Below are 22,365 nucleotides of genomic sequence, written 5' to 3'. Positions count from 1 at the left end.
CCTCGGGTGGGGCGATCGGGTCAGTGCGAGCCGGCGCGGCCCTCTTTCACGGTCAGCACGCGCGCCGTCTCACCCGGCGCGGTGCGCCAGCGGTGACGTATGCCGCCCTGGTAGTACACGGCGTCGCCGGCCTCGAGGGGAACCTCGTGGTCGTCGAGCACGACGACCAGGCGCCCCTCCAGCACGTAGACGAACTCCTCTTCGTCGTGGACCCACCAGAGGTCCTCCGAATAGGCTCCCGCCATCACCATCGGCACGAAGCGCGGATGGTCCCGGGCCATGACCCGCACGCCGCTGCCGCCGGCATCCAGCGGGGTCGCCTCGCTGGCACGGAAGACGTGGAAGGCGCCCGGCGCGCGCGGCGCGGCATCGGCGTCGTCGGTGAGGAGGGCCTGCTGGGTCGTTCCGAGCGCCTGCGCGACCCGGAACAGCGACGTCATGCTCATCCGTTCGAGTCCCCGCTCGACCTGGCTGAGGAACGAGTGCGACAGCTCGGCCTGCGCCGCCACCTGCGTCAGCGTCATCCCGCGGCTCTGCCGCAGGGCGCGGATGCGGGTGCCGAGCGCGCGGGCTGCGGACGCCGGGCCGTCCTCCCCGGACCCCGCCGGATCGTCGCCGCGGGCACCGCGGCGCGAAGAGGCGTCATCGGACATGACTGAAGACTATGGCACACGAAAGGAAACCGAGATGACCGGCGCGACCCCCACCGACATGCTCGAACCCGCGGCGCGCGACGTCGCGGCACCCCCCGACTACGCGGCGCTGGAGGCCGCCCTGGCGGCCGTGCTCGGCCCGCGCGGCGTCTCGAGCGATCCCCGGCAGCGGGAGAAGGCTTCGGTGGACGGCGCACGGATGTCGCCGATCATCGCCGAGCAGCTGCCTCTCGGCGTGGCCGACCTCGTCGCCTTCCCCGCCGACGCCGACCAGATCGCCGAGGTCGTCGGCATCGCCGTCGCCCACGGCGCACCGCTCACACCGCGCGGCAAGGGCACCGGGAACTACGGCCAGGCGATCCCGATGCCCGGCGGGCTGGTGCTGGACACCTCGCGTGCCCGCGCCGTCGTCGAGGTCGGCGACGGGTGGATCACGGCCGAGGCCGGCGCGCCCATGGCCGCGCTCGAGCAGGCCGCCCGCCAGCACGGTCAGCAGCTGTGGATGTACCCCTCGACCGTGCATTCCACGCTGGGCGGCTTCATCGCGGGCGGCTCGGGCGGCACCGGCTCGATCGCGCACGGCAGCAACCACGAGGGGTTCGTCGTCGCGCTGGACGTCGTGACCCCGGCATCCGGCGGCGAGATCGTCCACGTCGACGGCGACGACGCGCTCGGCTACGTGCACAACTACGGCACCGCGGGCGTCATCGCGCGGGCGACCGTGCGGCTCGAACCGCTGCGCGACTGGCGGGGACTGTACGCGTCGTTCGACGACTTCGCGGGTCCCCTGTCGGTGCTGCAGCGGCTCGGCGCGCTGCGCCCGCACCCGCGTCTCGTGTCGGCCGACGACCCGCACGTGTCCGCCCAGCTGCCGCCGGACCCCGCCTTCCCCGAGGGACGCAGCTCGCTGCGGACCATCGTCGACGCGACGCTCGTCGACGAGGCGACCGACATCATCACGGCGGCGGGCGGGCGCATCGAGGACGTGCGCGAGGGACCGCAGGTGTCGACGGCGATCTCCGTGCTGAGCTACAACCACCCGATCGAGTGGCTGCAGAAGTCCGAGCCGGGCGTGTACTTCCACGTCGAGGTGGGCGGCGCCGCGCTGATCGAGCGTCACGACGAGGTCATGGCCGTGTATCCGGGCGCCCACCTGCACATCGAGGCGACCGCCACCCGTCCGATCGGCATGCTCGCGGGCGTCTACGAGAGTCCGGAACAGGTCGCCGACGGCATCGCCGCGCTCACGGCCCTGGGCGTCGGCGTGCACAACCCGCACCAGTGGAACGTGGACTTCCGCCTTCCCGAGACCGTCGAGCTCGCCCGCACGACCGACCCGCACGGGCTGCTGAACCCGGGCAAGCTCAACGTCGCATACGGCGGTCCGGCGAAGGGGGCGATCCGGTGAGCGGGGGCGCGCCCTTCACCCCGGCATCCCGGCACTGGGCCGATCTGTCCGGCCCCGCGCTGACGGCCCTTCTCGGCGAGCGCTCGATCGCCGTCGTCCCGATCGGGGCGATCGAGCACCACGGCCCGCATCTCCCGCTGCGCACCGACGCTCTCGTGGCCGAGACGATCGCGACGGCGGCCGTCGAGCGCGTCGCCGCGGCCGGGATCGACGCCTGGGTGCTGCCGACGATCAGCTACGCCAAGTCGGACGAGCACCATTGGGCGCCCGGCACCGTGTGGCTGGAGGGGACGACGGTGCTCGACGAGCTCGTCGACATCGGCCGCTCCATCGCGATGACGGCCGTCCGCACCGTCGTCTTCGTCAACGGGCACGGCGGCAACGTCATGCTGCTCGGCTGGGCCAACCGCGAGCTGCGGCGACGGTTCGGCCTGCGCACCTTCTCGATGCCGGCGACCGCCGGCGGGGCCGGCGACGGCGTCGACGGAAGGCCCGACGAGAAGGGCCAGGGCATCCACGGCGGGTTCTCCGAGACGTCGCTGGTCATGCATCTGGCGCCGCACCTGGTCGCCCCCGACATGCCGGCGCGGAACGTCCCGGAGCACATCGCGGGGCTCACCCACATCGGCTTCAACCGCAAGCCGGTCATGTTCGGGTGGACGAGCGACGACTTCGGGCCCGAGGGCGTGATCGGCGACGCTACCGGCGCGAACGCGGCCCACGGAAAGGTGCTGTACGAGCGCGGCGTCGACTTCGTGTGCGAGGCACTGGCCGAGATCGACGGGTTCGTGTTCGGATGACGGCCTCGTACGCTCCCGGCATCCCGCCCGCGCCGGTCGTGATCGACCACGACACCGACCCGGTGCAGTCCGATACGCCGTGGAGCGATCCGCTCGCATTGGCGGCAGCCTGGCTGCCGGCCGAGGGCGAGGATCGCATGCTCATGACCGTGTCAACCGTGGGTCTCGACGGTGCCCCGGACGCGCGCACCACGATGCTCAGCGACTTCGACGGCGAGCGCTTCCACTTCCACACCGACGCGAACAGCCGCAAGGTCGCCGAGATCGCGGCCAACCCGGCCGTCGCCCTCACGATCCTGTGGCCGGGCTTCACGCGGCAGCTCGTCGTGCAGGGCACGGCGGCGCGGTCGTCGCACGAGGAGGCCGGCGAGGCCTATCGGCTGCGCTCTCCCTACCTGCAGCAGCTCGCGTGGCAGAACACGGCCGCGTTCGCCGCACGGCCGCTGGCGCAGCGGCGCGCGCAGTGGGAGGCGTTCCAGAGCGCGCACGGCGGACCCGAGCATCCGACCTTCGCCGCGCCGGAGGACTGGGTCGGCTTCGCGGTGACGCCGCACCGCCTCGTGTTCTGGGTGTCGAACCCGGCCGCCGCGAGTCGGCGGATCGCCTACACGCGTTCGGACGCGGGGTGGGACCGGGCCGCGCTGCCGGGCTGAGGGCGCACCGGGTGCTCCCGATGCTCCGGCTGCTCCCCGGCCGCGGCTGGGGGCCCGGTCAGGCGGCGAGCGACAGGTAGGGCTCCCAGGCCGGCTCGCTCCGCTCGGTGCCCCGCACCGTCCACTGCGCTCCGCGCGGCGGCTGCGGCAGCCAGCGCAGCTCCCAGTTCATCTCCTGCGGCGTCCGGTCGCCCTTCAGGTTGTTGCAGCGCAGGCAGCACGCCACGAGGTTCTCCCACGAGTCGACGCCGCCGCGCGAGCGGGGCAGCACGTGGTCGATGGTCGTCGCCCCCTTGCCGCAGTAGGCGCACCGGTGCGCATCCCGGCGCAGCACGCCGCGCCGGGTCACTGGCACGCGCCGGGCGCCGGGCACCCGCACGTACCGGGTCAGCACGATCACCGCCGGTCGATCGCGCGAGCCGCCGATCCCCCAGACGGGATTCTCCTCGATCCGTTCGATCACGGTGGCCTTCTCGTTCATCACGAGCACGAGTGCCCGCTTGAACGAGACGACGGCCAGCGGCTCATATCCCGCGTTCAGTACCAGGGTGCGCATGCGACTTCCTCTCGACCGGCCGTGATGGCTTCAACGGCGCTCCGGTGTGTGCGAGCTCACGCGGACGAGGCGGCGCAGGCACGAAAAAAGGCGCTGTCATAAGACAGCGCCTTCATGCCACGACGAATGTCGCGGCAGTCGTGCACACGATGCCGAAGCACATAGCGACCGAGCGCATTCACGGTTCGAATGCGAGGTGCTGCGTCCATCGGCTCCCCCTCGGCTCTGCGAGCGTCGGGTTCAGGCTAATACAGCGCGAGAGCGGGAAGGCGAAAAGCAGGTGAACGGATGCCGCGTGTCGCCCGCCGGGCGCCGGTTCCGCCGGCGATCAGCCGACGTTGGCGACGAGCCAGCTCTCCGAGTTGACCCACGAACCGTTGACGTAGATCTCCAGGTGCAGGTGCGTGCCGTAGGCGCGACCGGTGTCGCTGACCTGGCCGATGAGCTGACCGGCCGAGACGGTCTGGCCGACCGTGACGCGGCGGCTGCCGTACATCATGTGCGCGTAGAGCGAGGTGACCGTGTTGCCGCCGATGTTGTGGGCGATCTTGACGTAGACGCCCCAGCCGGGGCCGTTCTCGGTCGACTCCACGACGACGCCGTCGGCGATCGCGTAGATCGGCGTGCCGAGGGGTGCCATGTAGTCGGTGCCCTTGTGGCCGGCATACGGGGTGCCGAAGTTCGTGAACGAGGTGAGCGGGCGCACGACGGAGCCCGCCGGCGCGATCGACTGCGCGATGGCGCCGCTGTAGGCGGCCGACGCGGTCGAGGCCGCGGCGATGCGGGCCGCGGCAGCGGCCTTGGCCGCCTCCTCCTCCTTCTTGGCCTGGATCTCCTCCATCGTCGTGGCGGAGTAGCTGTCGCGGGCGAGGGCGGCGGGGGTCGCCTCGGAGGCGACGACGAGCGATTGCGCGTTCTTGGCGGCGACCTGCTGCACCGTCGTGACGGCGGCTTCTGCCGTGTTGCCGCCGGTCGCGGCGAAGGCGGGGATCGCGACAGTGGCCACGAGACCGGCGACGGCCGCGACGGTCACGAAGCTGCGCACCGGGTGCGAGCCGCCGCGCAGGCGACGCGGGGTCTTCGCGGGGGCGGATGCCGCGGGAGCGGCGGACGTCGTCAGACGTCGGGCGATCGGGACGCGTCGCGCACGGCGCTGATCGGGTGTCGTCGCTTCGGACTCGGGTGTCTCCTGCGACGAATCGAACTGTTCAGCCAATGGTCCTCCGGCGCCTCCGCCGCCCTCCCGCAGGGGAAGGATGCTGGTTCGTCGGCACTCGGTGTCGGGGCACAGATGTACGGGCTTCACCGCGCGAACGACGAACCGATGAGGCAATTCGTGCGGAGATCCGTGGCGGGCTTCTCGCCGTTGGACTTTTTGAGGCTACCGGAAGGTAACGAATATGTCACGCAGGAGCACGTGCGCCCAGCCCTTTGCCGGGCGATGTCCAGGCTCGGCCGCCCGGCGACGCTCAGGCCTGGGGCGCGGCATCCACCAGGAAAATGTGCGATGCGACCTCGACGGGCAGCTCCAGCCCCTCGCTCTGACCGTCCATCTGCACGAGCACGTAGCCCTCGCTGAAGCGGTACTGACCGCGGGCTCCGGGGAGGACGCCTGCATCGCGCAGCTGCTCCAGCAGCTCCGGGTCGACCTGGGCCGGCTCGGCGAGGCGGCGCACGGTCCCGGTGACCGGCCCGCCGGTCTCGTTGAGCAGTCGCACGAGGCCGACGACGCCCTCGTTGAAGGTGTGGGCGGGAACGTCGCCCAGCTGGTCGAGCCCCGGGATCGGGTTGCCGTAGGGCGACTCGGTGGGGTGACCGAGCAGCTCGATCAGCCGGCGCTCCACGAGCTCGCTCATGACGTGCTCCCAGCGGCAGGCCTCTTCGTGCACGTACGCCCAGTCCAGCCCGATGACATCGCTCAGCAGGCGCTCCGCGAGGCGGTGCTTGCGCATGACGTCGATCGCCTTCTGGCGGCCGGGGGTGGTCAGCTCGAGCGAGCGGTCCTCCGAGACGATGACCAGGCCATCGCGCTCCATGCGGCCGATCGTCTGCGAGACGGTGGGCCCGGAGTGCCCCAGCCGCTCGGAGATGCGCGCACGCAGGGGCACGATGCCCTCCTCCTCGAGTTCGAGGATGGTGCGCAGGTACATCTCGGTGGTGTCGATCAGATCGGTCATGGCTGGCCTTGAATCACGGGGGCGAACGGGCGAGGGCGGTCTCGTTCAGCCTAGTCGTTTGTGACGGCCCGACGTCCGGACGCGGACGGCGGCGACCCTAGAATCAGTCCATGGCCCACGTGACGCTGCCTCGCGAGATCCTGCCCACCGACGGACGTTTCGGCTGCGGCCCGTCCAAGATCCGCCGCGAGCAGGTCGCCGCGCTCGCCGGCCCCGGCGCGGTGCTGCTCGGCACCTCGCACCGGCAGGCGCCGGTCAAGGGCCTCGTCGGCCAGGTGCGCGCGGGGCTGTCCGACCTGCTGCGGCTGCCGGAGGGCTACGAGATCATCCTCGGCAACGGCGGCTCCACGGCATTCTGGGATGCCGCCGCGTTCGGGCTCATCGAGACCCGCGCGCAGAACCTCGTGTTCGGTGAGTTCGGCGGCAAGTTCGCCGCCGCGGCGGCCGCCCCGTGGCTGCAGGCCCCCGACGTGCGCAAGGCCGAGCCCGGCACCCGCACCGCCCCCGAGGCGGTGGAAGGGGTCGACGTCTACGCCTGGCCGCACAACGAGACCTCGACCGGCGTCGCCGCTCCCGTCGAGCGCGTTCACGGCGATGACGGCGCCCTGACCGTCATCGACGCGACCAGCGCCGCCGGCGGCATCAACTTCCGCGTCTCCGAGGCCGACGTCTACTACTTCGCACCGCAGAAAAACCTCGGCTCCGACGGCGGCCTCTGGTTCGCGGCGGTCTCCCCCGCCGCGATCGAGCGGATCGAGCGCGTCGCGGCATCCGGCCGGTACATCCCCGAGTTCCTGAGCCTGAAGAACGCGCTGGACAACTCGCGCCTGAACCAGACCCTCAACACGCCCGCGGTCGCGACGCTGTTCCTCCTCGACAAGCAGCTGGAGTGGATCAACGACAACGGCGGCCTCGGCTGGGCGGCCGCGCGCACGGAGGAGTCCTCCGGTGCGCTGTACGCGTGGGCGGAGGAGGCCTCGTTCGCGACGCCGTTCGTCGCCGACCCCGCCGACCGCTCCCCCGTCGTGGTGACGATCGACTTCGATGAGACGGTGGATGCCGCGGCCGTCGCCGCCAGCCTCCGCTCGAACGGCATCGTCGACACCGAGCCCTACCGCAAGCTCGGCCGCAACCAGTTGCGCATCGCGACCTTCGTCTCCATCGAGCCGGACGACGTGCGCCAGCTGATCAAGGCGATCGACTACACGGTCGACGCGATGCACCCCTGACCCCCCGCCCACGCGGAAGGGTTGCGACGTTTCGTCTCGGTCGCTGGCGCTCCCTCGCTCAACGACCGTGGGCGAGACGAAACGCCCCACCGGTCGTTGAGCGAGCGAGGAACGAGCGAGACGAAACGCGCCGAAACGCCCCGGGAGAGTCTCCCGGGTCAACGATCGGAGTCGTCGTCCTCGTCGTCGGCGGCGGACTCGTCGAGCACGTCGATGTCGACGCCATCGACGTCGCCGGAGTGCAGGATCGGCGACCCGTCGTCGTCGAAGTCGGACGCATCCAAGTCATCGAGGTCGTCGAGCTCGTCGTCGTCCTCGCCGCTCTCGTCCTCGTTGTCGTCGAGGTCGTCATCGCCCTCGGCATCCGCGTTCTCGCGCTCTTCGGCGGCGAGGGCCGCCTGGGCGGCCTGGTACTCGGCCAGGCGTACGGCCCACGGCACCCACTCCGGGGCCAGCAGCGCGCCCTCGCCGGGCAGCAGTTCCACCTCGAGCACGGTGGGGTCGGCGTCGTCGGTGACCGCGAGGCTCACCGTCCAGTACCAGCCCGGATAGCCCTCCATGGTGTTGCCGAAGCGCAGCGAGACGACGCCGTCGTCTTCGAGGGTGTAGCCCGCGGCGGGACCCACGGTCGACGGCGCGGTGATCTCGTGCAGCGCCGCGAGGGCGAGGTCGTGCGCGGCGAGCAGACGCGGGTCCGGCTCAGGCGTCGAGCTCATCGGCCACCTTGCGCAGGATCGCCGCGACCTTCTTGCTCTGGCCCGCGTTGGGGTAGTGCCCGCGACGCAGGTCGCCGCCGACGTTGTCGAGCAGCTTGACGAGGTCCTCCACGACGATCGCCATGTCGTCGGGCTTCATCCGGTTGCGCTTGGCGAGGCTCACGGGAGCGTCGAGCACCCGCACGGCGAGCGCCTGCAGACCGCGCTTGCCGTCGGCGACACCGAAGTCCAGGCGCGTGCCGGCCTTGAGTCCCTCGACACCGGCGGGAAGTGCCGTCGCGTGGAGGAAGACGTCCTGACCGTCATCGGTGGTGATGAAGCCGAACCCCTTCTCTTCGTCGTAGAACCTGACCTTGCCGGTGGGCATCGCAAACCTCGCTCATCGGCGCCCGCGGGCGCAGTGACAGTGGGGCGGATGCCCCGGTCCCAGCCTACGGCACCGTCACCGGCACGACGGGGCGCCGGTAGTAGTCTGAGCACGATGCCCTCTTCGCCTTCTCGTAACACCGGTTCCGTCGACGACGTGCCCGTCCGTCGCATCGACCGCATCCTCGCGTTCATGTCGCTGGGACTGCTTCTGCTGTCGGTCCTCTGCTTCGTCGCGATCATGATCGGATCGGCCAGCGGAATGCAGCACGAAGACTTCGACGCGGGACTGTGGCCGGCCGTCGGCACGACGGTGTACATCGCGCCGATCCTCGCCTTCGTGCTGCTGATGGCGGTGCTCGTCATGACCTTCGTGCGAAAGGCCCGGGTCGGCAAGGGGCGCTGACGTGACCGCCACCAACGCCCGATCACTCGCGCACGATCTGCTGCAGCGCGACGACGCGTCGCTGGTGGCGTTGCTCGTCGCCCGCGGGGTGTCGCCGTCGGTCACCTGGAGCGACGCGTTCGACGCCGCCGAGGCTCTTCTCGACCCGGCCTCGGCGGAGCGGGCGGTGCTCACCGTCACAGCCGACGAAGCCGACGCGCTCACCGCGGCGACCCGCGGCACGGAGCCCGGGGCGGTCCCCGCCGGCGCGGTGCGCGACGCGCTGTACGCCCGGGCGCTCGTCGACCCCGACGGCATCCCGTATCCGGCGATCGCCGAGGCGCTGCGCGCGCAGGTGCCGACGGATGCCGCGGCCACCGTTCCGGCCCCCGCACGCACGGTCGACGGCACGCCGGCGACCGACGCCGCACCGGCGACGGATGCCGGCACCGCGGCATCCGTCGACGCGGCCGCCGCCGAGCAGGCGTTCGCCTCGTCGGGATCGCTGTCGGACATCCTGCACATCGCCCTCGCCGCCCCGCTGTCGCGCATCGGCACCGGCGCGCTGGGGGCGACCGAACGGCGCCGCCTCATCGAGTCCGGAGCGGTCGCCGAGCCCGACGCCGCCGACGAACTCGTCGAGATCGCTCACCGCGCGGGCCTGCTGGCGGGCGAGGGCCGCCACTGGCTCGTGACCGCCGCGGGCGTGCAGTGGTTGCGCACCGGCACCGTCGCGCGCTGGACCGAGGTGGCCGCCGCCCTGCGCGCGCACCTGCCGGGCGCCGTCCGCACTCCCGCCGGCGGATGGCTGAGCCTCGACCGGTGGCCCGGCGCCCACCCGTTCGATCCGGCGTGGCCGCAACGAGCACGGAACGAGGCGGCCCTGCTGCAGCGGTGGGGCATGATCGCCCCCGACGGTACGGCTCCCCGGTGGGCGGCGCCGCTGGCGGCGGGATCGGCCGTCGACGTCGACGCCCTGCAGGCGCTGCTGCCGACCGAGGTCGACCGCGTCTACCTGCAGAACGATCTCACCGCCATCGCGCCAGGGCCGCTGCAGCCGCAGCTCGACGTGCGGCTGCGATCGATGGCGCACCGCGAATCGCGCGCCCAGGCCTCGACCTACCGCTTCACGACCGACACCCTCGCCGACGCCCTGACGGCGGGCGAGACGGCCGAGACGCTGCAGGCGTTCCTGGAGGAGCTCTCCCTCACCGGCCTCCCCCAGCCGCTGGCCTACGAGATCGAGCGCACCGCCCGGCGCCACGGCACGCTGCGCGTCGGCCCGGACTGGCAGGGGCGCACCCGCGTCACGAGCGACGACGAGGCGCTCCTGCGCACGATCGCCGTCGACCAGGCGCTGCGCCCGCTCGGACTCGTCCGCGACGGCGCCGACCTCGTCTCCCGCAGCGGCGCAGACACCGCGTTCTGGATGCTCGCCGACGCCCGCTATCCCGTCGTCGCGGTCGATGCCGACGGGGCTCGCCGGCGCCTCGACCGCCATCGCCTCGCCGACGAGCCGCCCGCGGCATCCGACCCCCTCGCGGTCTACGGACCGCTTCTCGCGCGGCTGCGCGCCGCGCAGGGCTCCGACGCCGAGGCCGCGTGGCTCGGCCGCGAGCTCGAGCAGGCCGTGCGCGCCCGCGCCACCATCGTCGTCGCCGTCCGGCTGCCCGACGGGACCGCGCGCGAGTTCACGATCGAGGCGACGGGTCTCGGCGGCGGCCGGCTGCGGGGCCTCGACAAGATGGTCGACGTCGAGCGCACCCTCCCGGTGTCGAGCATCAGCGGCATCCGTCCCGCCTGACCTCGCCTCACTGTCGGATCGGGCGCCGCGACGCGCCCGCCGCGGCGAGCGCCGGTAGACTTGACCGTTATGGCTGACGGCCCCCTCATCGTGCAAAGCGACCGCACCGTGCTGCTCGAAGTCGCCCATCCGGAGGCGGAGACGGCGCGGCACGAACTCGCGATCTTCGCCGAGCTCGAACGCGCTCCCGAGCACATCCACACCTACCGCGTCACCCGGCTGGGGCTGTGGAACGCACGCGCGGCCGGACATTCCGCCGACGACATGCTCGCGACGCTCGACCGCTGGTCGCGCTTCCCGGTCCCGGCATCCGTCTCGATCGACATCCGCGAGACCGTCGGCCGCTACGGTCGGCTCGTCATCGAGCGGGATGCCGAGGGCGCGCTCATCCTGCGCGGTTCCGACGCCGCCGTCCTCGCCGAAGTCGCCAAGAACAAGCGCATCCAGCCGCTGCTCGTCGGCCACCCCACCCCCGACACGTACGTCATCGACGCGTGGGCGCGCGGGCACATCAAGCAGGAGCTGCTGAAGATCGGCTGGCCCGCCGAGGACCACGCCGGCTACACCCCGGGCACCCCGCACGAGATCGACCTGCACGAGGACGGCTGGACGCTGCGGCCGTATCAGCGCAAGGCCGTCGACATCTTCAGCGAGGGCGGCTCGGGCGTCGTCGTCCTCCCCTGCGGCGCCGGGAAGACTCTCGTCGGCGCCGCCGCCATGGCCGAGACCAAGACGACGACCCTCATCCTCGTCACCAACACCGTGAGCGCCCGGCAGTGGCGCGACGAGCTGCTCAAGCGCACGTCGCTCACGCCGGAGGAGATCGGCGAGTACTCCGGCCAGGCGAAGGAGGTCAAGCCCGTCACGATCGCGACGTACCAGATCCTGACGGCCAAGCGGAAGGGCGAGTACGCCCACCTGGCGCTCCTCGACGCCCTCGACTGGGGGCTCATCGTCTACGACGAGGTGCACCTGCTGCCCGCACCGGTGTTCAAGCTCACCGCCGACCTGCAGGCGCGGCGCCGCCTGGGGCTCACGGCGACACTCGTCCGAGAGGACGGCCGCGAAGGCGACGTGTTCAGCCTCATCGGCCCCAAGCGCTTCGACGCGCCGTGGAAGGAGATCGAGGCCCAGGGCTTCATCTCGCCCGCCGTCTGCTACGAGGTGCGGGTGGATCTGCCGGCATCCGACCGCCTGGAGTACGCCGCTTCCGCCGACGACGAGCGCTACCGCCTCGCGGCCACGGCGCACGCCAAGATCGGGGTCGTCCGCGACCTCGTCGCCCGTCATGCCGGCGAGCAGATCCTCGTGATCGGGCAGTACCTCGACCAGATCGACATGCTGGCGGAGGCGCTGGATGCCCCGAAGATCACGGGATCGACGCCCGTCGACGAGCGCGAGGAACTGTACGGCGCGTTCCGCGAGGGCCGCATCCCCGTGCTCGTCGTCTCGAAGGTCGCGAACTTCTCGATCGACCTGCCCGAGGCCTCGGTCGCGATCCAGGTCTCCGGGTCGTTCGGGTCGCGCCAGGAGGAGGCCCAGCGCCTCGGCCGGCTGCTGCGCCCCAAGACGAGCGGGCACACCGCGAGCTTCTACACGCTGATCGCGCGCGACACCGTCGACCAGGACTTCGCGCAGAACCGGCAGCGGTTCCTCGCCGAGCAGGGCTACAGCTACACGATCCTCGACGCCGAAGGGCTTGCGGCCGCTTAGTCGCGGCAGGGACCGGGGCGGCGGCGGGGTCGGGGTGCCGGCGGGGTCGTCTCCCCGGGGTGTCGTCCCGTCTCCCGGCGCGGCGTCACCCCGGCGTCACGTCTCGAAAGCAGGCTGAAACGGCACGTCGACCCGCCGCGAGGGCCCGAAAGCGCAATCCAGCCTGCTTTCGCGACGGCCGGCGTCACCGCCCGCCGGCCGCACCCCCGGCGGGAGCGGGCAGCAGCCCCGGCGCGGGCCGGCGGCAACCAGCGGGGCGTCACCCCGGCGTCACGTCTCGAAAGCAGGCTGAAACGGCACGTCGACCCGCCGCGAGGGCCGGAAAGCGCAATCCAGCCTGCTTTCGCGACGGCCGGCGTCACCGTCCGGCGTCCGCACCCCCGGCGGGAGCGGACAGCATCGGCGGCGCGGGCCACGCCGGCGGGGCCGGCGGGGTGAGGATGAGCGTCCGCGGCAGCGGGCGACGGCGCAGCATCCACGCGACGAGCGCGACATAGCCGCCGATCAGCAGGAACGACCAGAGGAAACTCAGCCACCCCGTCGTCGACGCCGTCGGGTCCGACCCCGCGGCCAGCGACAGGAGGAATCCGCTCAGGTTGTTCACGACGTGCAGGGCGATCGCCGCCTCGAGGCCGCCGGTGCGCCAGGTGAGCCAGCCGGCGGCGACGGCGAACAGCCCAACGCTGATCTGCCCCAGCACGTCGTACAGGTGACCGAGCACGAACAGCGGCACCGGCAGGAGGATCGCGAAGGCCGGATGCCGCAGCCACCGCCCGATGGCCTGCATGAGGTATCCGCGGAAGATGTACTCCTCCGCGGCGGACTGCAACGGCACGAGCAGGACGATCAGGATGAGCGAGACCGCCCACAGCGGGTTCGGCTCCGGCGCGGTCGCCGGGGCGTCGGCGGGGAGGAGGAACGACACGCCCGTGAGCACCGCCGACAGCACCGCCGCCACGAGGCCGCACATCAGCATCCAGCGCCACCGCAGCCGGCCGGCAGCCGAGGAGATCAGCCCCACGCGCTTGCCGTTGATGATGAGGGAGGCGAGGAGATACGCCGGCCACATGAGGATGATCGTGCCGAGCAGGAAGACGAGCATGACGGGATCGCCGAGGTTGAACGCGGGGTCCTGGGCGATCGCCATCATCCGGTCGAGGAACGTCGGATCGGCGATCGCCGCGACAATCATGAACACCATGACCACCGCGAGCATCGCGCAGTAGAAGGCGATGCCGAGCCCCGCGACCGCCAGCGGCGTCCACCATCCGCTGCGCTGCCGGGCGAACACGAGGCGGTGGAAGGCCAGTCCCCCCGTGGTCGCGTCGGCGGGGAGGCGAGGGGCCACGACCGGCGGCGCAACCGGCGCAGGCATCGGGACGGGGGCGAGCGGCGCGGGCGTCGTCATCCATCCATCTTCTCGGATATCCAGCAAAGGGATGGATTCCGGTGCCAGGATGGGGCTATGACCGCACCGCGCATCCTCGTCGTGGACGACGAACCGAACATCCGTGACCTGCTGGTCACGAGCCTCCGCTTCGCCGGTTACCAGGTGCGCGCCGTCGCCAACGGCGCCCAGACCATCTCGGCCGTGCTCGAGGAGGAACCCGACCTCATCATCCTCGACGTCATGCTGCCCGATATGAACGGCTTCAGCGTGACCAAGCGCCTCCGCGGCGCCGGCTACACCGCCCCGATCCTCTTCCTCACCGCGAAGGATGAGACCGAGGACAAGATCGAGGGCCTCAACGCCGGCGGCGATGACTACGTGACCAAGCCCTTCAGCCTCGACGAGATCGTTGCGCGCCTGCAGGCGATCCTCCGCCGCACGATGCAGGCCGACGAGGAGTCGACGATCCGCGCCGGCGAGCTGACGATGGACCAGGACACCCACGACGTGCTCGTCGGCGACGTGTCGATCGACCTGTCGCCGACCGAGTTCAAGCTGCTGCGCTACCTCATGCTGAACCCGAACCGGGTGCTCAGCAAGGCGCAGATCCTCGACCACGTGTGGGAGTACGACTTCAACGGCGACGCCGGCATCGTGGAGAGCTACATCTCCTACCTCCGCCGCAAGATCGACCCGTACTCGTCGGAGCCGCTCATCCAGACCAAGCGCGGCTTCGGCTACATGCTGAAGGCCGGCAAGTCGTCCTGAGCGGACGGGAGCCCCGAACCGTGAGCGGAGAGGGCGTTCTGGCGGCGCACGCGAAGCGCAACGATCGGGTGACCTCGTGGTGGCGTGATGTGAGCCTGCGCGCGAAGGTCACGGGCGTCACGGTCGCCGTCCTCGCACTGGGGCTGCTCGTGGCCGGATTCGGCACGGCGGTCTTCCTGCGCACCGCCCAGATCGCCGAGCGCGACCAGTCGATCAGTCAGACCGTCACGCTCGACCAGGCCTCCAGCCTGCTCGATGTCGAGGTCGTCGACGGCGTCGCCCAGTTCGCCGAGCGCTCCCCGGTTCCGCTGACCTCGTTCTACATCGCCGTGTATGCCCCCGACGGCACACTGCTCGCCACCGGCGGCCCCGCCTCCGCGAATCCCCCGGAGTTTCCGCCGACGTTCGGGCTCGACAAGGCGCTGATGCAGGGCACGACCCCATTCGAGCTGACCTCCGCGGACGGCAAGACCGTCTTCCATGCCGCCGTCGACATCCTGCAGATCCCGGGCGCACGCGAGAACAACGTGCAACTGCTCGCTCTGCCGATGACACCCGTCAACCAGACGGTGGCGAACTTCGTCGGCATCTACACGATCCTCGCCCTGCTGACGATCGTCGGCGGTGCGCTGGCGACCCGCTGGCTCGTCACGCTCGCCTTCCGGGGGCTCGGTCAGGTGGAGGACACGGCGATGTCGATCGCGGCGGGCGATTTCAGCCAGCGGATGGGCGACATCTCCCCCCGGACCGAGGTCGGCCGGCTCAAGACCGCCATCAACGCGATGCTCGACCGGATCGACCACGCCCTGGGACAGCGCGATGCCACCGTGCAGCAGATGCGCCGGTTCATCGGCGACGCCAGCCACGAGCTGCGCACGCCGCTCGTCACCGTCCGCGGGTATGCCGAGCTGTACCGCATGGGCGCGATCGCCGGCGAGGAGCAGACGGCGCAGTCGATGGAGCGCATCGAGAAGGAGGCGATCCGCATGGGCGTGCTGGTCGAGGATCTCCTCGCCCTCGCGCGTCTGGACGAGCGACGCGACATCGTGGTGACCGCCGTCGACCTCCGCCCCGTCGCGCGCGACGCCGCCCTCGATGCGCGCGCGACCTCGCCGGACCGGGAGGTGACGTTCCTCGGCGACCTGAGCGAGCGGCGCCCGCAGGCGCCGGTCACAGCATCCGTCTCGCCCGTCGATCCCGCCACGGGGCGGCGGCGCCCCGGCCCGGCCGCGATCGGGGCGACGCTGTCGCTGCTGCGCCGCCGACCGCGCGGTGCAGAGACGCGCGGTGCAGAGGCCCGGGGTACGGAGACTCGCGGTGCTGACGCCCGAGGGGCGGAAGCGACGCCGACGGATGCCGGGGACGTCGCGGTCGCGACGGCTCCCGTGGCGGCGGTCCTCGAGCGGGAACCCGTCGTCCTCGGCGATGAGAACCGCATCCGTCAGGTCGTGGCGAACCTCCTCGGCAACGCCCGCCGCTACACCCCCGACGGGTCGCCGATCGAGCTGGCGGTCGGCGTGGACGACGCGGCGGGGATGGGGTGGATCGCCGTCATCGACCACGGCGAGGGTGTTCCACCGCAGATCCGCGACAAGATCTTCCAGCGGTTCTGGCGCGCCGACACATCCCGCACCCGCGAGACGGGCGGATCGGGACTGGGGCTGTCGATCGTTGCGTCGATCGTCGAGGCGCTGCACGGGTCGATCGAGGTGACCGAGACCCCCGGCGGCGGCGCCACCTTCCGCGTCGCGTTCCCCCTCGCCGAGGCGCGCGACGCCGCCGAGCACCTCTTCATCCAGACTCAGCCGCTGCCGCGTCTGCGCACCGACGGCTGATCCCGGCATCCCACCGCCCTCTCCCCAACCGACGGGCGTGAAAAGTTGTCCACGGATGCCGGGAAGGTTGCGCCGCGACGGGAGGGATGCTCGTAGCGTGGGGCCACCTCGTCGAAAGGATCACCCCATGACCGTTTTCAGTGTCGACTCCGACGCCGTCCTGGGCGCCACGAGCGCCATCCGCGCCACGGCCGACCGGCTGCAGAGCGAGACCGCCGCCATGCTCGGGCAGCTGACGCAGCTGCAGGGGTCGTGGACCGGCGGGGCCGCCCTCGCCTTCCAGTGCGTCGTGGACCGCTGGCGCGGGGCGCAGGCCGAGCTCGAGGCCGCGCTCGCCGACATCGGCGGCGCCCTGGCGCATGCCGGCAATCAGTATGCGCAGACCGAGATGGCCGCGGCGGGCCTGTTCCGCTGAGCGCGTCCGGCGGCACACGCAGAAGCGCGTCCGGGCACACGTGAGCGTGTCGGGCGCACACATGAGCGCGTCCCCGGCACACGCAGAAGCGCCCCTCCCGAGGGAGGGGCGCTTCTGTCAGGGAATGCGACTCAGAAGTCCATGCCACCGGTGGGGTCACCGGCCGGCGCGGGGGTCTTCTCGGGCTTGTCCGCGACGACCGCCTCGGTCGTGAGGAACAGGCCCGCGATCGACGCGGCGTTCTGCAGCGCCGAACGGGTGACCTTGGCCGGGTCGATGATGCCCGCGGCGAACATGTCGACGTACTCGCCGGTGGCCGCGTTCAGGCCCTGGCCGACGGGCAGCTCCGAGACCTTGTTCGCGACGACGCCGGGCTCCAGGCCCGCGTTGAGGGCGATCTGCTTGAGCGGGGCCTCGATGGCGACCTTGACGATGTTCGCGCCGGTCGCCTCGTCACCGACGAGCTCGAGGCTGTCGAACGCCTTCTTGCCGGCCTGGATGAGCGCGACGCCACCACCGGGGACGATGCCCTCCTCGACGGCCGCCTTCGCGTTGCGGACGGCGTCCTCGATGCGGTGCTTGCGCTCCTTGAGCTCGACCTCGGTCGCCGCACCCGCCTTGATGACGGCCACGCCGCCGGCGAGCTTCGCGAGGCGCTCCTGCAGCTTCTCGCGGTCGTAGTCGCTGTCGGTGTTCTCGATCTCGCGCTTGATCTGGGTCACGCGGCCCTCGATCTGCGACGCCTCACCGGCGCCCTCGACGATCGTGGTCTCATCCTTGGTGACGATGACCTTGCGGGCCTTGCCGAGCAGGTCGAGGGTGGCGTTCTCGAGCTTGAGACCGACCTCCTCGGTGATGACCTGGCCGCCGGTGAGGATCGCGATGTCCTGCAGCTGCGCCTTGCGACGGTCGCCGAAGCCGGGGGCCTTGACGGCGACCGACTTGAAGATGCCGCGGATCTTGTTGAGCACCAGGGTCGCCAGGGCCTCGCCCTCGACGTCCTCGGCGATGATGACGAGCTCCTTGCCGTCCTGGATCACCTTGTCGACGATCGGCAGCAGGTCCTTGATGTTGCCGATCTTCTGGTTCGCGATGAGGATGTACGGGTCCTCGAAGACCGCCTCCTGGCGCTCCGGGTCCGTGACGAAGTACGGGTTGATGTAGCCCTTGTCGAAGCGCATGCCCTCGGTGAGCTCGAGCTCGGTGCCGAAGGTCTGCGACTCCTCGACGGTGACCACACCCTCCTTGCCGACCTTGTCGATCGCCTCGGCGATGAGCTCGCCGATCTCGGTGTCGGCGGCGGAGATGGATGCCGTGGCGGCGATCTCCTCCTTGGTCTCGACCTCCTTGGCGGAGGCGAGCAGCTCGTCGGAGAGAGCCTTGACGGCCTTCTCGATGCCCTTCTTCAGCGAGATGGGGTCGGCGCCGGCCGCGACGTTGCGCAGGCCCTCGCGCACCAGCGCCTGAGCCAGGACCGTGGCGGTCGTGGTGCCGTCACCGGCGACGTCGTCGGTCTTCTTGGCGACCTCCTTGACGAGCTCCGCGCCGATCTTCTCGTACGGGTCGTCGAGCTCGATCTCCTTGGCGATCGAGACGCCGTCGTTCGTGATCGTGGGGGCGCCCCACTTCTTCTCGAGCACGACATTGCGACCGCGGGGGCCCAGGGTCACCTTGACGGCGTCGGCCAGGATGTTCAGGCCGCGCTCGAGGCCACGGCGGGCCTCCTCGTCGAAAGCGATGATCTTTGCCATAAGTGTGTCGTCCCTCCCGGACGTGAGGATGAGTCTTTAGCACTCGCGAGGAGCGAGTGCTAACTCATTCTGGCACTCTGGCATGACGAGTGCAAGCCACGGCATCCACCCCCGGATCCGCCCGTCTCACCCTCGGCATCCGCCACCCACCCTCCCGGTAGCCGCCCGGCGTCCCTCCCCCAACCGCGAGAGAACAACTGCGCGCCGAGAGAACGGGCATTACCCGTTCCCTCGGCGGCCCGTTGTTCTCTCGGTGGTCAGGGGCGCGTTGCGCCGGGCGGAGGCCAGGATGCTGGCGCTGGCGCCGCTGCCGCGGGCGCCGCGGCGGCGCGGATCAGACGACGCGCACCGACTCGGCCTGCGGGCCCTTCTGGCCGGCGCCGACGGTGAACTCCACCGTCTGGCCCTCCTCGAGCACGCGGAATCCCGACATGTCGATGTTCGAGTAGTGGACGAAGACGTCCTGGCCGTCGGTGACGGTGATGAAGCCGAACCCCTTCTCGGCGTTGAACCATTTGACGGTGCCCTGGGTCATGCGTGTCTCCTGATGCTGTGGAACTCCGCCATGCTATGCATCGCGGATGCCGCGAAACCGCCGATACGGCAACTGTTGACACGGCCGCATCCAAGAGTTCACACGCGCGAAACACGCCCCGCCGGCGCGCGGGCGCGAGCCTGTCAGGGCGCGGTCGTGGCGGCCCCGGCATCCGTCCGGTCGGTGCCGATGACGACGACCAGCTGCTTGACCGATTCGTCGCCCGCGAGGCCCGCGTAGGCGTCGCTGAGTTCGACCGCCGCGCCGCCGATCGCCTGCGCGAGTCCGCGCGCGGCGCCCTCGTCGGCGACGTCGGAGTAGAACACCGTCGTGGTGGCGAACTCACTGCCCGCCTCGCCGGCGGTGACATCGTCGGCGGCCCAGCCGGCGGCCACGAGCTCGTCGGCCATGGCGCCGGCCAGTCCCGACTGCGAGGTGGCGTTGAGCACCGTCACCTTGTAGGCGGTGTCGAGCACCGGCTCGGCGGTGACGGCGCCCGTGGCGGTCGGCGAGGGCGCGGGGAAGAGCGTCACCCGGCCGGTGGCGATGAGGGTGCCGAAGACGCCGATCGCGACGAGCGCGATGGTCGCGAGCACCGACCACAGCAGCACGATCCCGCCGCGCATGCGCGGGTTCTCGGCGCGATGCGCGCCGATACGGGCAGCCGCGTCGCCGGATACGGGCAGATCGTCGAAGCGGTCTTTCTGCGGCGGGGTTTTCGGCACCAGAGAATGCTACCGGCCGGTGCCGGTGTGGACCGTGTGCACGGCCGGGCCGGCCGCGCGGTCGGCGCGCTCGCGCTCCCGGGCGTCGCGCAGGCGGCGCAGGCGATGGACGAGCATGGCGTCGTGGGCCGCGGCATCCGGCGCGTCGATGACGCGTCCGAGCAGCTGGTAGTACCGCGCCGGGGTGAGGCCGAGCTCGGTGCGCACCGCCTCCTCCTTGGCTCCCGGCGTCGCCGTTCCGCTCCAGCGCGACTCGAAGCGGAGGAGCGTCAGATCGCGGTCGGAGAGGGGCACCTGCCCACGCTAACTCCGCACCGGCGTCCCGCCCGCGCGCCACTCCGCGTGCCCCTCAGACGACGCCGGGCGGCAGACGACGCCGGGCAGCTCAGGCGACTCCGGGCTCCCCCGGCGCGATCCACCCGCCGAGCGGGTCGGCGGCGGCGAGCACCTCGCCGTCGAGCGCCAGGGCGAAGCCGTCGGGCCACGCGTCCGCGTCGATCGGGTGCGCCCAGCCCTCGTGCAGAGTCGGGTGATCCAGCGTGATCCACCGCGCCCTGCCGCCGGCGACGGCGCGGATGTCCGCGATCAGCTCGTGGCGGCCGGCCCACGGGATGTGGGCGAGCACACCCGGAGTCTGCACGACGAGGGTCGCGTCCGGCGGGGCGGATGCCGCGACCTCCGCCAGGAGCGCCGCACCGTCCCCGGCGTGCAGCGTCGGAGGGTCGGCGGCCGCGATGCGCAGGGCCGCGCCGACGCGCTCGCGGCGGCCCTCCTCCCCCGGCCAGACGAGGCCGGTGAGCCATGCCTCGGTCGCCGCGGCCGCGGGGTCGAGCGGGGCGAGGTCGATGCCCGCACGCCAGACGATCTCGGGTCGGGCGACCCGCGGCATCCGCTCACCCCGCACCTCGCACTCCAGGACGACCAGAGACGGCCCGTCCGGCGGGTCGAGGGCGATCTCTCCGGCCGGGCCGCGGTAGCGGTAGGAGTAGCGGTCGGGATAGAGGCAGAGGCCCGCGCTCGCCCCGATCTCCAGCAACGCGAGGGGACCGTCGATGAGCGCAAGCGCGGGCAGCAGCGCGGCGCAGCGGAGCGGTTCGTTGGTCTGCAGCGAACGGCTGGCGCACTCCGCGACGAGGGCATCGGCATGCGCGAGCACCCACTCCCGCCACTGCGGGTAGGGCGGCTCCCCTGACCCGAGCAGCCGGGCGACGGCGAAGACGAGCGGCGGCTGCCGGTGCCGGGCCGGGATGCGCGCGAGCACCCGCTGCACGGCGGGGTCGGCGGCGACCCCGGCCGCCCACAGCGCGTATCGCTCCGACCGGCCGGGGGCTTCGTCCCGCGCGAAGCGACCGAAACGCTCTGCGACGGCGGCGGTGTCGGCATCCATTCGACCATTCTGGTGCGCGCGGAACATCGGCCGCTCGCGTCGGGTTGAATGGAAGGGAGTGAGGAGTCACCATGACCTACCGCGTGAACAAGACCGACGAGCAGTGGCGGGCGGAGCTGAGCCCGGAGCAGTACGCCGTGCTGCGCCAGGCCGGCACCGAGCGCGCCTGGACCGGCGAGCTGCTCGATGAGCACCGCGCCGGCCTGTACACCTGCGCCGCGTGCGGGGCGGAGCTCTTCCGCAGCGGCACGAAGTTCGACTCGCACTGCGGGTGGCCGAGCTTCTACGAGTCGGTGCGCCCCGAGGCCGTCGAGCTCATCGAAGACACCAGCCACGGCATGGTGCGCACGGAGGTGCGCTGCGCGAACTGCGGGTCGCACCTCGGCCACGTCTTCCCCGACGGGTTCGGCACGCCCACCGGCGACCGCTACTGCATGAACTCGCTGTCGCTGTCGTTCGCCCCGGAAGAGCCGGCATCGTGACCGACGGCCGCCCCGTGCTCGAGGCGGTGCGCGCCCGGCGTTCGTGGTCGAAGGTGACGGATGCCGCGCCCACCCGCGCCGAGGTGCTCACCCTCGTGTCGGCAGCCGGACGCGTCGCCGACCACTCGTCGCTGCGCCCCTGGCGCATCATCGAGCTGCGCGGCGACGACCGGCGCGTGCTGGGCGCGGCGATCGCGAAGGCGGAGGGCGACAGCACGCCGTCGTCGAAGCCGCTGCGCGCGCCGCTGCTGATCGCGGTGGTCGCCAGCTACCGCAAGAGCGACAAGGTGCCGCGCTGGGAGCAGCAGGCCGTCGCCTCCGGCGTCGCGCACATGCTGAGCCTGCTGCTCGATGAGGCCGGCTGGGGCGTCCTGTGGCGCACCGGCCACTACACGCGCAGCAAGGCCGTGGCCAAGGCGCACGGACTGTCCGAGAACGAGGAGCTGCTGGGCTGGCTCTATGTCGGCGGCAAGCCGGAGCGCTCCCGCCCGGGCTGGCGCAAGGCCGTCGATCCCCGCGCCCACGTCAGCCGGATGCCGCAGCGCGCGGATCAGCCCGGCGAGTTCGTGAGCTGGCGCGAAGAGGCGGCCGCCACGGCGAAGAAGAAGTCGGGTGGC

At 71.6% G+C, this 22,365-nt stretch carries 23 protein-coding genes and 1 pseudogene; 12 read left to right on the top strand and 12 right to left on the bottom strand.

What is annotated here, in order from left to right; genetic code table 11:
• Positions 1–20: 20 nt before the first annotated feature.
• Positions 21–653 carry a helix-turn-helix domain-containing protein gene (locus tag ACPYN4_RS11830; protein WP_424446477.1) on the bottom strand — a complete coding sequence of 211 codons (633 nt, stop codon included), beginning with the start codon at positions 651–653 and terminating at the stop codon, positions 21–23.
• 34 nt (positions 654–687) lie between these two features.
• On the opposite strand from ACPYN4_RS11830, the gene ACPYN4_RS11825 reads away from it, so the two are divergent.
• The 3 genes from ACPYN4_RS11825 to ACPYN4_RS11815 are packed head-to-tail and all read left to right on the top strand — an operon-like array spanning position 688 to position 3,514.
• The gene (locus ACPYN4_RS11825; protein ID WP_239280875.1) at positions 688–2,061 is read left to right on the top strand and encodes an FAD-binding oxidoreductase; all 1,374 of its coding nucleotides are present in this window, start codon (positions 688–690) and stop codon (positions 2,059–2,061) included.
• The gene (locus ACPYN4_RS11820) at positions 2,058–2,861 is read left to right on the top strand and encodes a creatininase family protein (RefSeq protein ID WP_239280877.1); all 804 of its coding nucleotides are present in this window, start codon (positions 2,058–2,060) and stop codon (positions 2,859–2,861) included. The genes ACPYN4_RS11825 and ACPYN4_RS11820 overlap by 4 nt, the downstream gene beginning before the upstream one ends.
• Positions 2,858–3,514, top strand: coding sequence for a pyridoxamine 5'-phosphate oxidase family protein (locus ACPYN4_RS11815; RefSeq protein WP_239280879.1), 657 nt, complete (start codon positions 2,858–2,860; stop codon positions 3,512–3,514). Before ACPYN4_RS11820 ends, ACPYN4_RS11815 begins: the two co-directional genes overlap by 4 nt.
• Before the next feature lie 58 nt (positions 3,515–3,572).
• On the opposite strand, the gene ACPYN4_RS11810 is transcribed toward ACPYN4_RS11815, so the two are convergent.
• The 3 genes from ACPYN4_RS11810 to ACPYN4_RS11800 all read right to left on the bottom strand — a co-directional run bounded on the left by ACPYN4_RS11810 (position 3,573) and on the right by ACPYN4_RS11800 (position 6,247).
• Positions 3,573–4,070 carry an HNH endonuclease gene (locus tag ACPYN4_RS11810; protein WP_424446476.1) on the bottom strand — a complete coding sequence of 166 codons (498 nt, stop codon included), beginning with the start codon at positions 4,068–4,070 and terminating at the stop codon, positions 3,573–3,575.
• Positions 4,071–4,398: 328 nt separating this feature from the next.
• Positions 4,399–5,286: a M23 family metallopeptidase gene (locus ACPYN4_RS11805; protein WP_239280881.1), complete on the bottom strand. Its 888-nt coding sequence runs from the start codon at positions 5,284–5,286 to the stop codon at positions 4,399–4,401.
• Between the two features lie 253 nt (positions 5,287–5,539).
• Complete coding sequence (locus tag ACPYN4_RS11800) at positions 5,540–6,247, bottom strand: metal-dependent transcriptional regulator (protein ID WP_239280883.1); 708 nt, start codon at positions 6,245–6,247, stop codon at positions 5,540–5,542.
• 110 nt (positions 6,248–6,357) lie between these two features.
• On the opposite strand from ACPYN4_RS11800, the gene serC reads away from it, so the two are divergent.
• Positions 6,358–7,476 carry a phosphoserine transaminase gene (serC, locus tag ACPYN4_RS11795; protein WP_424446475.1) on the top strand — a complete coding sequence of 373 codons (1,119 nt, stop codon included), beginning with the start codon at positions 6,358–6,360 and terminating at the stop codon, positions 7,474–7,476.
• Positions 7,477–7,634: 158 nt separating this feature from the next.
• Here serC and ACPYN4_RS11790 read toward each other — a convergent pair whose 3' ends face one another.
• Both ACPYN4_RS11790 and ACPYN4_RS11785 read right to left on the bottom strand, forming a co-directional pair.
• Positions 7,635–8,192: a DUF3027 domain-containing protein gene (locus ACPYN4_RS11790; protein ID WP_424446474.1), complete on the bottom strand. Its 558-nt coding sequence runs from the start codon at positions 8,190–8,192 to the stop codon at positions 7,635–7,637.
• Complete coding sequence (locus ACPYN4_RS11785; protein ID WP_076690128.1) at positions 8,176–8,559, bottom strand: cold-shock protein; 384 nt, start codon at positions 8,557–8,559, stop codon at positions 8,176–8,178. Before ACPYN4_RS11785 ends, ACPYN4_RS11790 begins: the two co-directional genes overlap by 17 nt.
• A 114-nt stretch (positions 8,560–8,673) precedes the next feature.
• Here ACPYN4_RS11785 and ACPYN4_RS11780 point away from each other — a divergent pair, with 114 nt between their 5' ends.
• From ACPYN4_RS11780 to ACPYN4_RS11770, 3 genes are all read left to right on the top strand, one after another.
• A complete protein-coding gene (locus tag ACPYN4_RS11780; RefSeq protein ID WP_424446473.1) occupies positions 8,674–8,964 on the top strand; it encodes a multidrug ABC transporter ATPase in 291 nt (96 codons plus the stop codon).
• A gap of 1 nt (position 8,965) precedes the next feature.
• A complete protein-coding gene (locus ACPYN4_RS11775; protein WP_424446472.1) occupies positions 8,966–10,747 on the top strand; it encodes a helicase-associated domain-containing protein in 1,782 nt (593 codons plus the stop codon).
• Positions 10,748–10,816: 69 nt separating this feature from the next.
• The gene (locus ACPYN4_RS11770; RefSeq protein WP_424446471.1) at positions 10,817–12,460 is read left to right on the top strand and encodes a DNA repair helicase XPB; all 1,644 of its coding nucleotides are present in this window, start codon (positions 10,817–10,819) and stop codon (positions 12,458–12,460) included.
• 358 nt (positions 12,461–12,818) lie between these two features.
• Here ACPYN4_RS11770 and ACPYN4_RS11765 read toward each other — a convergent pair whose 3' ends face one another.
• Positions 12,819–13,868 carry a lysostaphin resistance A-like protein gene (locus ACPYN4_RS11765; protein WP_424446470.1) on the bottom strand — a complete coding sequence of 350 codons (1,050 nt, stop codon included), beginning with the start codon at positions 13,866–13,868 and terminating at the stop codon, positions 12,819–12,821.
• Between the two features lie 57 nt (positions 13,869–13,925).
• Here ACPYN4_RS11765 and ACPYN4_RS11760 point away from each other — a divergent pair, with 57 nt between their 5' ends.
• The 3 genes from ACPYN4_RS11760 to ACPYN4_RS11750 all read left to right on the top strand — a co-directional run bounded on the left by ACPYN4_RS11760 (position 13,926) and on the right by ACPYN4_RS11750 (position 16,868).
• The gene (locus tag ACPYN4_RS11760; RefSeq protein WP_239280895.1) at positions 13,926–14,618 is read left to right on the top strand and encodes a response regulator transcription factor; all 693 of its coding nucleotides are present in this window, start codon (positions 13,926–13,928) and stop codon (positions 14,616–14,618) included.
• A 20-nt stretch (positions 14,619–14,638) separates the two neighbouring features.
• Positions 14,639–16,453 (top strand): sensor histidine kinase, encoded by a 1,815-nt coding sequence (locus ACPYN4_RS11755; protein WP_424446469.1) that lies wholly within the window; start codon positions 14,639–14,641, stop codon positions 16,451–16,453.
• Between the two features lie 127 nt (positions 16,454–16,580).
• Complete coding sequence (locus tag ACPYN4_RS11750; protein WP_424446468.1) at positions 16,581–16,868, top strand: WXG100 family type VII secretion target; 288 nt, start codon at positions 16,581–16,583, stop codon at positions 16,866–16,868.
• 131 nt (positions 16,869–16,999) lie between these two features.
• Here the strand turns inward: ACPYN4_RS11750 and groL are convergent, their stop codons facing one another.
• The 5 genes from groL to ACPYN4_RS11725 all read right to left on the bottom strand — a co-directional run bounded on the left by groL (position 17,000) and on the right by ACPYN4_RS11725 (position 21,266).
• Positions 17,000–18,619, bottom strand: a complete 1,620-nt coding sequence (gene groL, locus ACPYN4_RS11745) for a chaperonin GroEL (RefSeq protein WP_239280898.1) — start codon at positions 18,617–18,619, stop codon at positions 17,000–17,002.
• 334 nt (positions 18,620–18,953) lie between these two features.
• On the bottom strand, positions 18,954–19,154 hold the full coding sequence (locus ACPYN4_RS11740) for a cold-shock protein (protein WP_076690119.1): 201 nt from the start codon (positions 19,152–19,154) through the stop codon (positions 18,954–18,956).
• Positions 19,155–19,297: 143 nt separating this feature from the next.
• Positions 19,298–19,879 carry a LytR C-terminal domain-containing protein gene (locus ACPYN4_RS11735; RefSeq protein ID WP_424446467.1) on the bottom strand — a complete coding sequence of 194 codons (582 nt, stop codon included), beginning with the start codon at positions 19,877–19,879 and terminating at the stop codon, positions 19,298–19,300.
• 9 nt (positions 19,880–19,888) lie between these two features.
• The gene (locus ACPYN4_RS11730; protein ID WP_239280900.1) at positions 19,889–20,173 is read right to left on the bottom strand and encodes a DUF3263 domain-containing protein; all 285 of its coding nucleotides are present in this window, start codon (positions 20,171–20,173) and stop codon (positions 19,889–19,891) included.
• Positions 20,174–20,264: 91 nt separating this feature from the next.
• Positions 20,265–21,266, bottom strand: a complete 1,002-nt coding sequence (locus ACPYN4_RS11725) for a DUF2332 family protein (protein ID WP_424446466.1) — start codon at positions 21,264–21,266, stop codon at positions 20,265–20,267.
• Positions 21,267–21,337: 71 nt separating this feature from the next.
• Here ACPYN4_RS11725 and msrB point away from each other — a divergent pair, with 71 nt between their 5' ends.
• Positions 21,338–21,748, top strand: coding sequence for a peptide-methionine (R)-S-oxide reductase MsrB (msrB, locus tag ACPYN4_RS11720; RefSeq protein ID WP_076690115.1), 411 nt, complete (start codon positions 21,338–21,340; stop codon positions 21,746–21,748).
• A gap of 26 nt (positions 21,749–21,774) precedes the next feature.
• Positions 21,775–22,287: pseudogene (locus ACPYN4_RS11715) on the top strand (nitroreductase family protein); the annotation flags it as partial.
• Positions 22,288–22,365 lie beyond the last annotated feature (78 nt).

The sequence above is a fragment of the Microbacterium sp. CH-015 genome, assembly GCF_049707015.1.
GTDB classification, from domain to species: Bacteria; Actinomycetota; Actinomycetes; order Actinomycetales; family Microbacteriaceae; genus Microbacterium; species Microbacterium aurum.
The sequence above is the reverse complement of the archived record's forward strand: the minus strand, read 5'-3'. Positions and strand labels throughout refer to the sequence as shown.

Excerpts from the sequence above, each read along its gene's own strand:
- ACPYN4_RS11770 (WP_424446471.1), top strand. The coding sequence starts at position 10,817 with ATGGCTGACGGCCCCCTCATCGTGCAAAGCGACCGCACCGTGCTGCTC.
- ACPYN4_RS11790 (WP_424446474.1), bottom strand. The coding sequence starts at position 8,192 with ATGAGCTCGACGCCTGAGCCGGACCCGCGTCTGCTCGCCGCGCACGAC.
- ACPYN4_RS11765 (WP_424446470.1), bottom strand. The coding sequence starts at position 13,868 with ATGACGACGCCCGCGCCGCTCGCCCCCGTCCCGATGCCTGCGCCGGTT.
- msrB (WP_076690115.1), top strand. The coding sequence starts at position 21,338 with ATGACCTACCGCGTGAACAAGACCGACGAGCAGTGGCGGGCGGAGCTG.
- groL (WP_239280898.1), bottom strand. The coding sequence starts at position 18,619 with ATGGCAAAGATCATCGCTTTCGACGAGGAGGCCCGCCGTGGCCTCGAG.
- ACPYN4_RS11780 (WP_424446473.1), top strand. The coding sequence starts at position 8,674 with ATGCCCTCTTCGCCTTCTCGTAACACCGGTTCCGTCGACGACGTGCCC.
- ACPYN4_RS11760 (WP_239280895.1), top strand. The coding sequence starts at position 13,926 with ATGACCGCACCGCGCATCCTCGTCGTGGACGACGAACCGAACATCCGT.
- ACPYN4_RS11825 (WP_239280875.1), top strand. The coding sequence starts at position 688 with ATGACCGGCGCGACCCCCACCGACATGCTCGAACCCGCGGCGCGCGAC.
- ACPYN4_RS11785 (WP_076690128.1), bottom strand. The coding sequence starts at position 8,559 with ATGCCCACCGGCAAGGTCAGGTTCTACGACGAAGAGAAGGGGTTCGGC.
- ACPYN4_RS11750 (WP_424446468.1), top strand. The coding sequence starts at position 16,581 with ATGACCGTTTTCAGTGTCGACTCCGACGCCGTCCTGGGCGCCACGAGC.
- ACPYN4_RS11740 (WP_076690119.1), bottom strand. The coding sequence starts at position 19,154 with ATGACCCAGGGCACCGTCAAATGGTTCAACGCCGAGAAGGGGTTCGGC.
- ACPYN4_RS11725 (WP_424446466.1), bottom strand. The coding sequence starts at position 21,266 with ATGGATGCCGACACCGCCGCCGTCGCAGAGCGTTTCGGTCGCTTCGCG.
- ACPYN4_RS11810 (WP_424446476.1), bottom strand. The coding sequence starts at position 4,070 with ATGCGCACCCTGGTACTGAACGCGGGATATGAGCCGCTGGCCGTCGTC.
- ACPYN4_RS11830 (WP_424446477.1), bottom strand. The coding sequence starts at position 653 with ATGTCCGATGACGCCTCTTCGCGCCGCGGTGCCCGCGGCGACGATCCG.
- serC (WP_424446475.1), top strand. The coding sequence starts at position 6,358 with ATGGCCCACGTGACGCTGCCTCGCGAGATCCTGCCCACCGACGGACGT.
- ACPYN4_RS11815 (WP_239280879.1), top strand. The coding sequence starts at position 2,858 with ATGACGGCCTCGTACGCTCCCGGCATCCCGCCCGCGCCGGTCGTGATC.
- ACPYN4_RS11800 (WP_239280883.1), bottom strand. The coding sequence starts at position 6,247 with ATGACCGATCTGATCGACACCACCGAGATGTACCTGCGCACCATCCTC.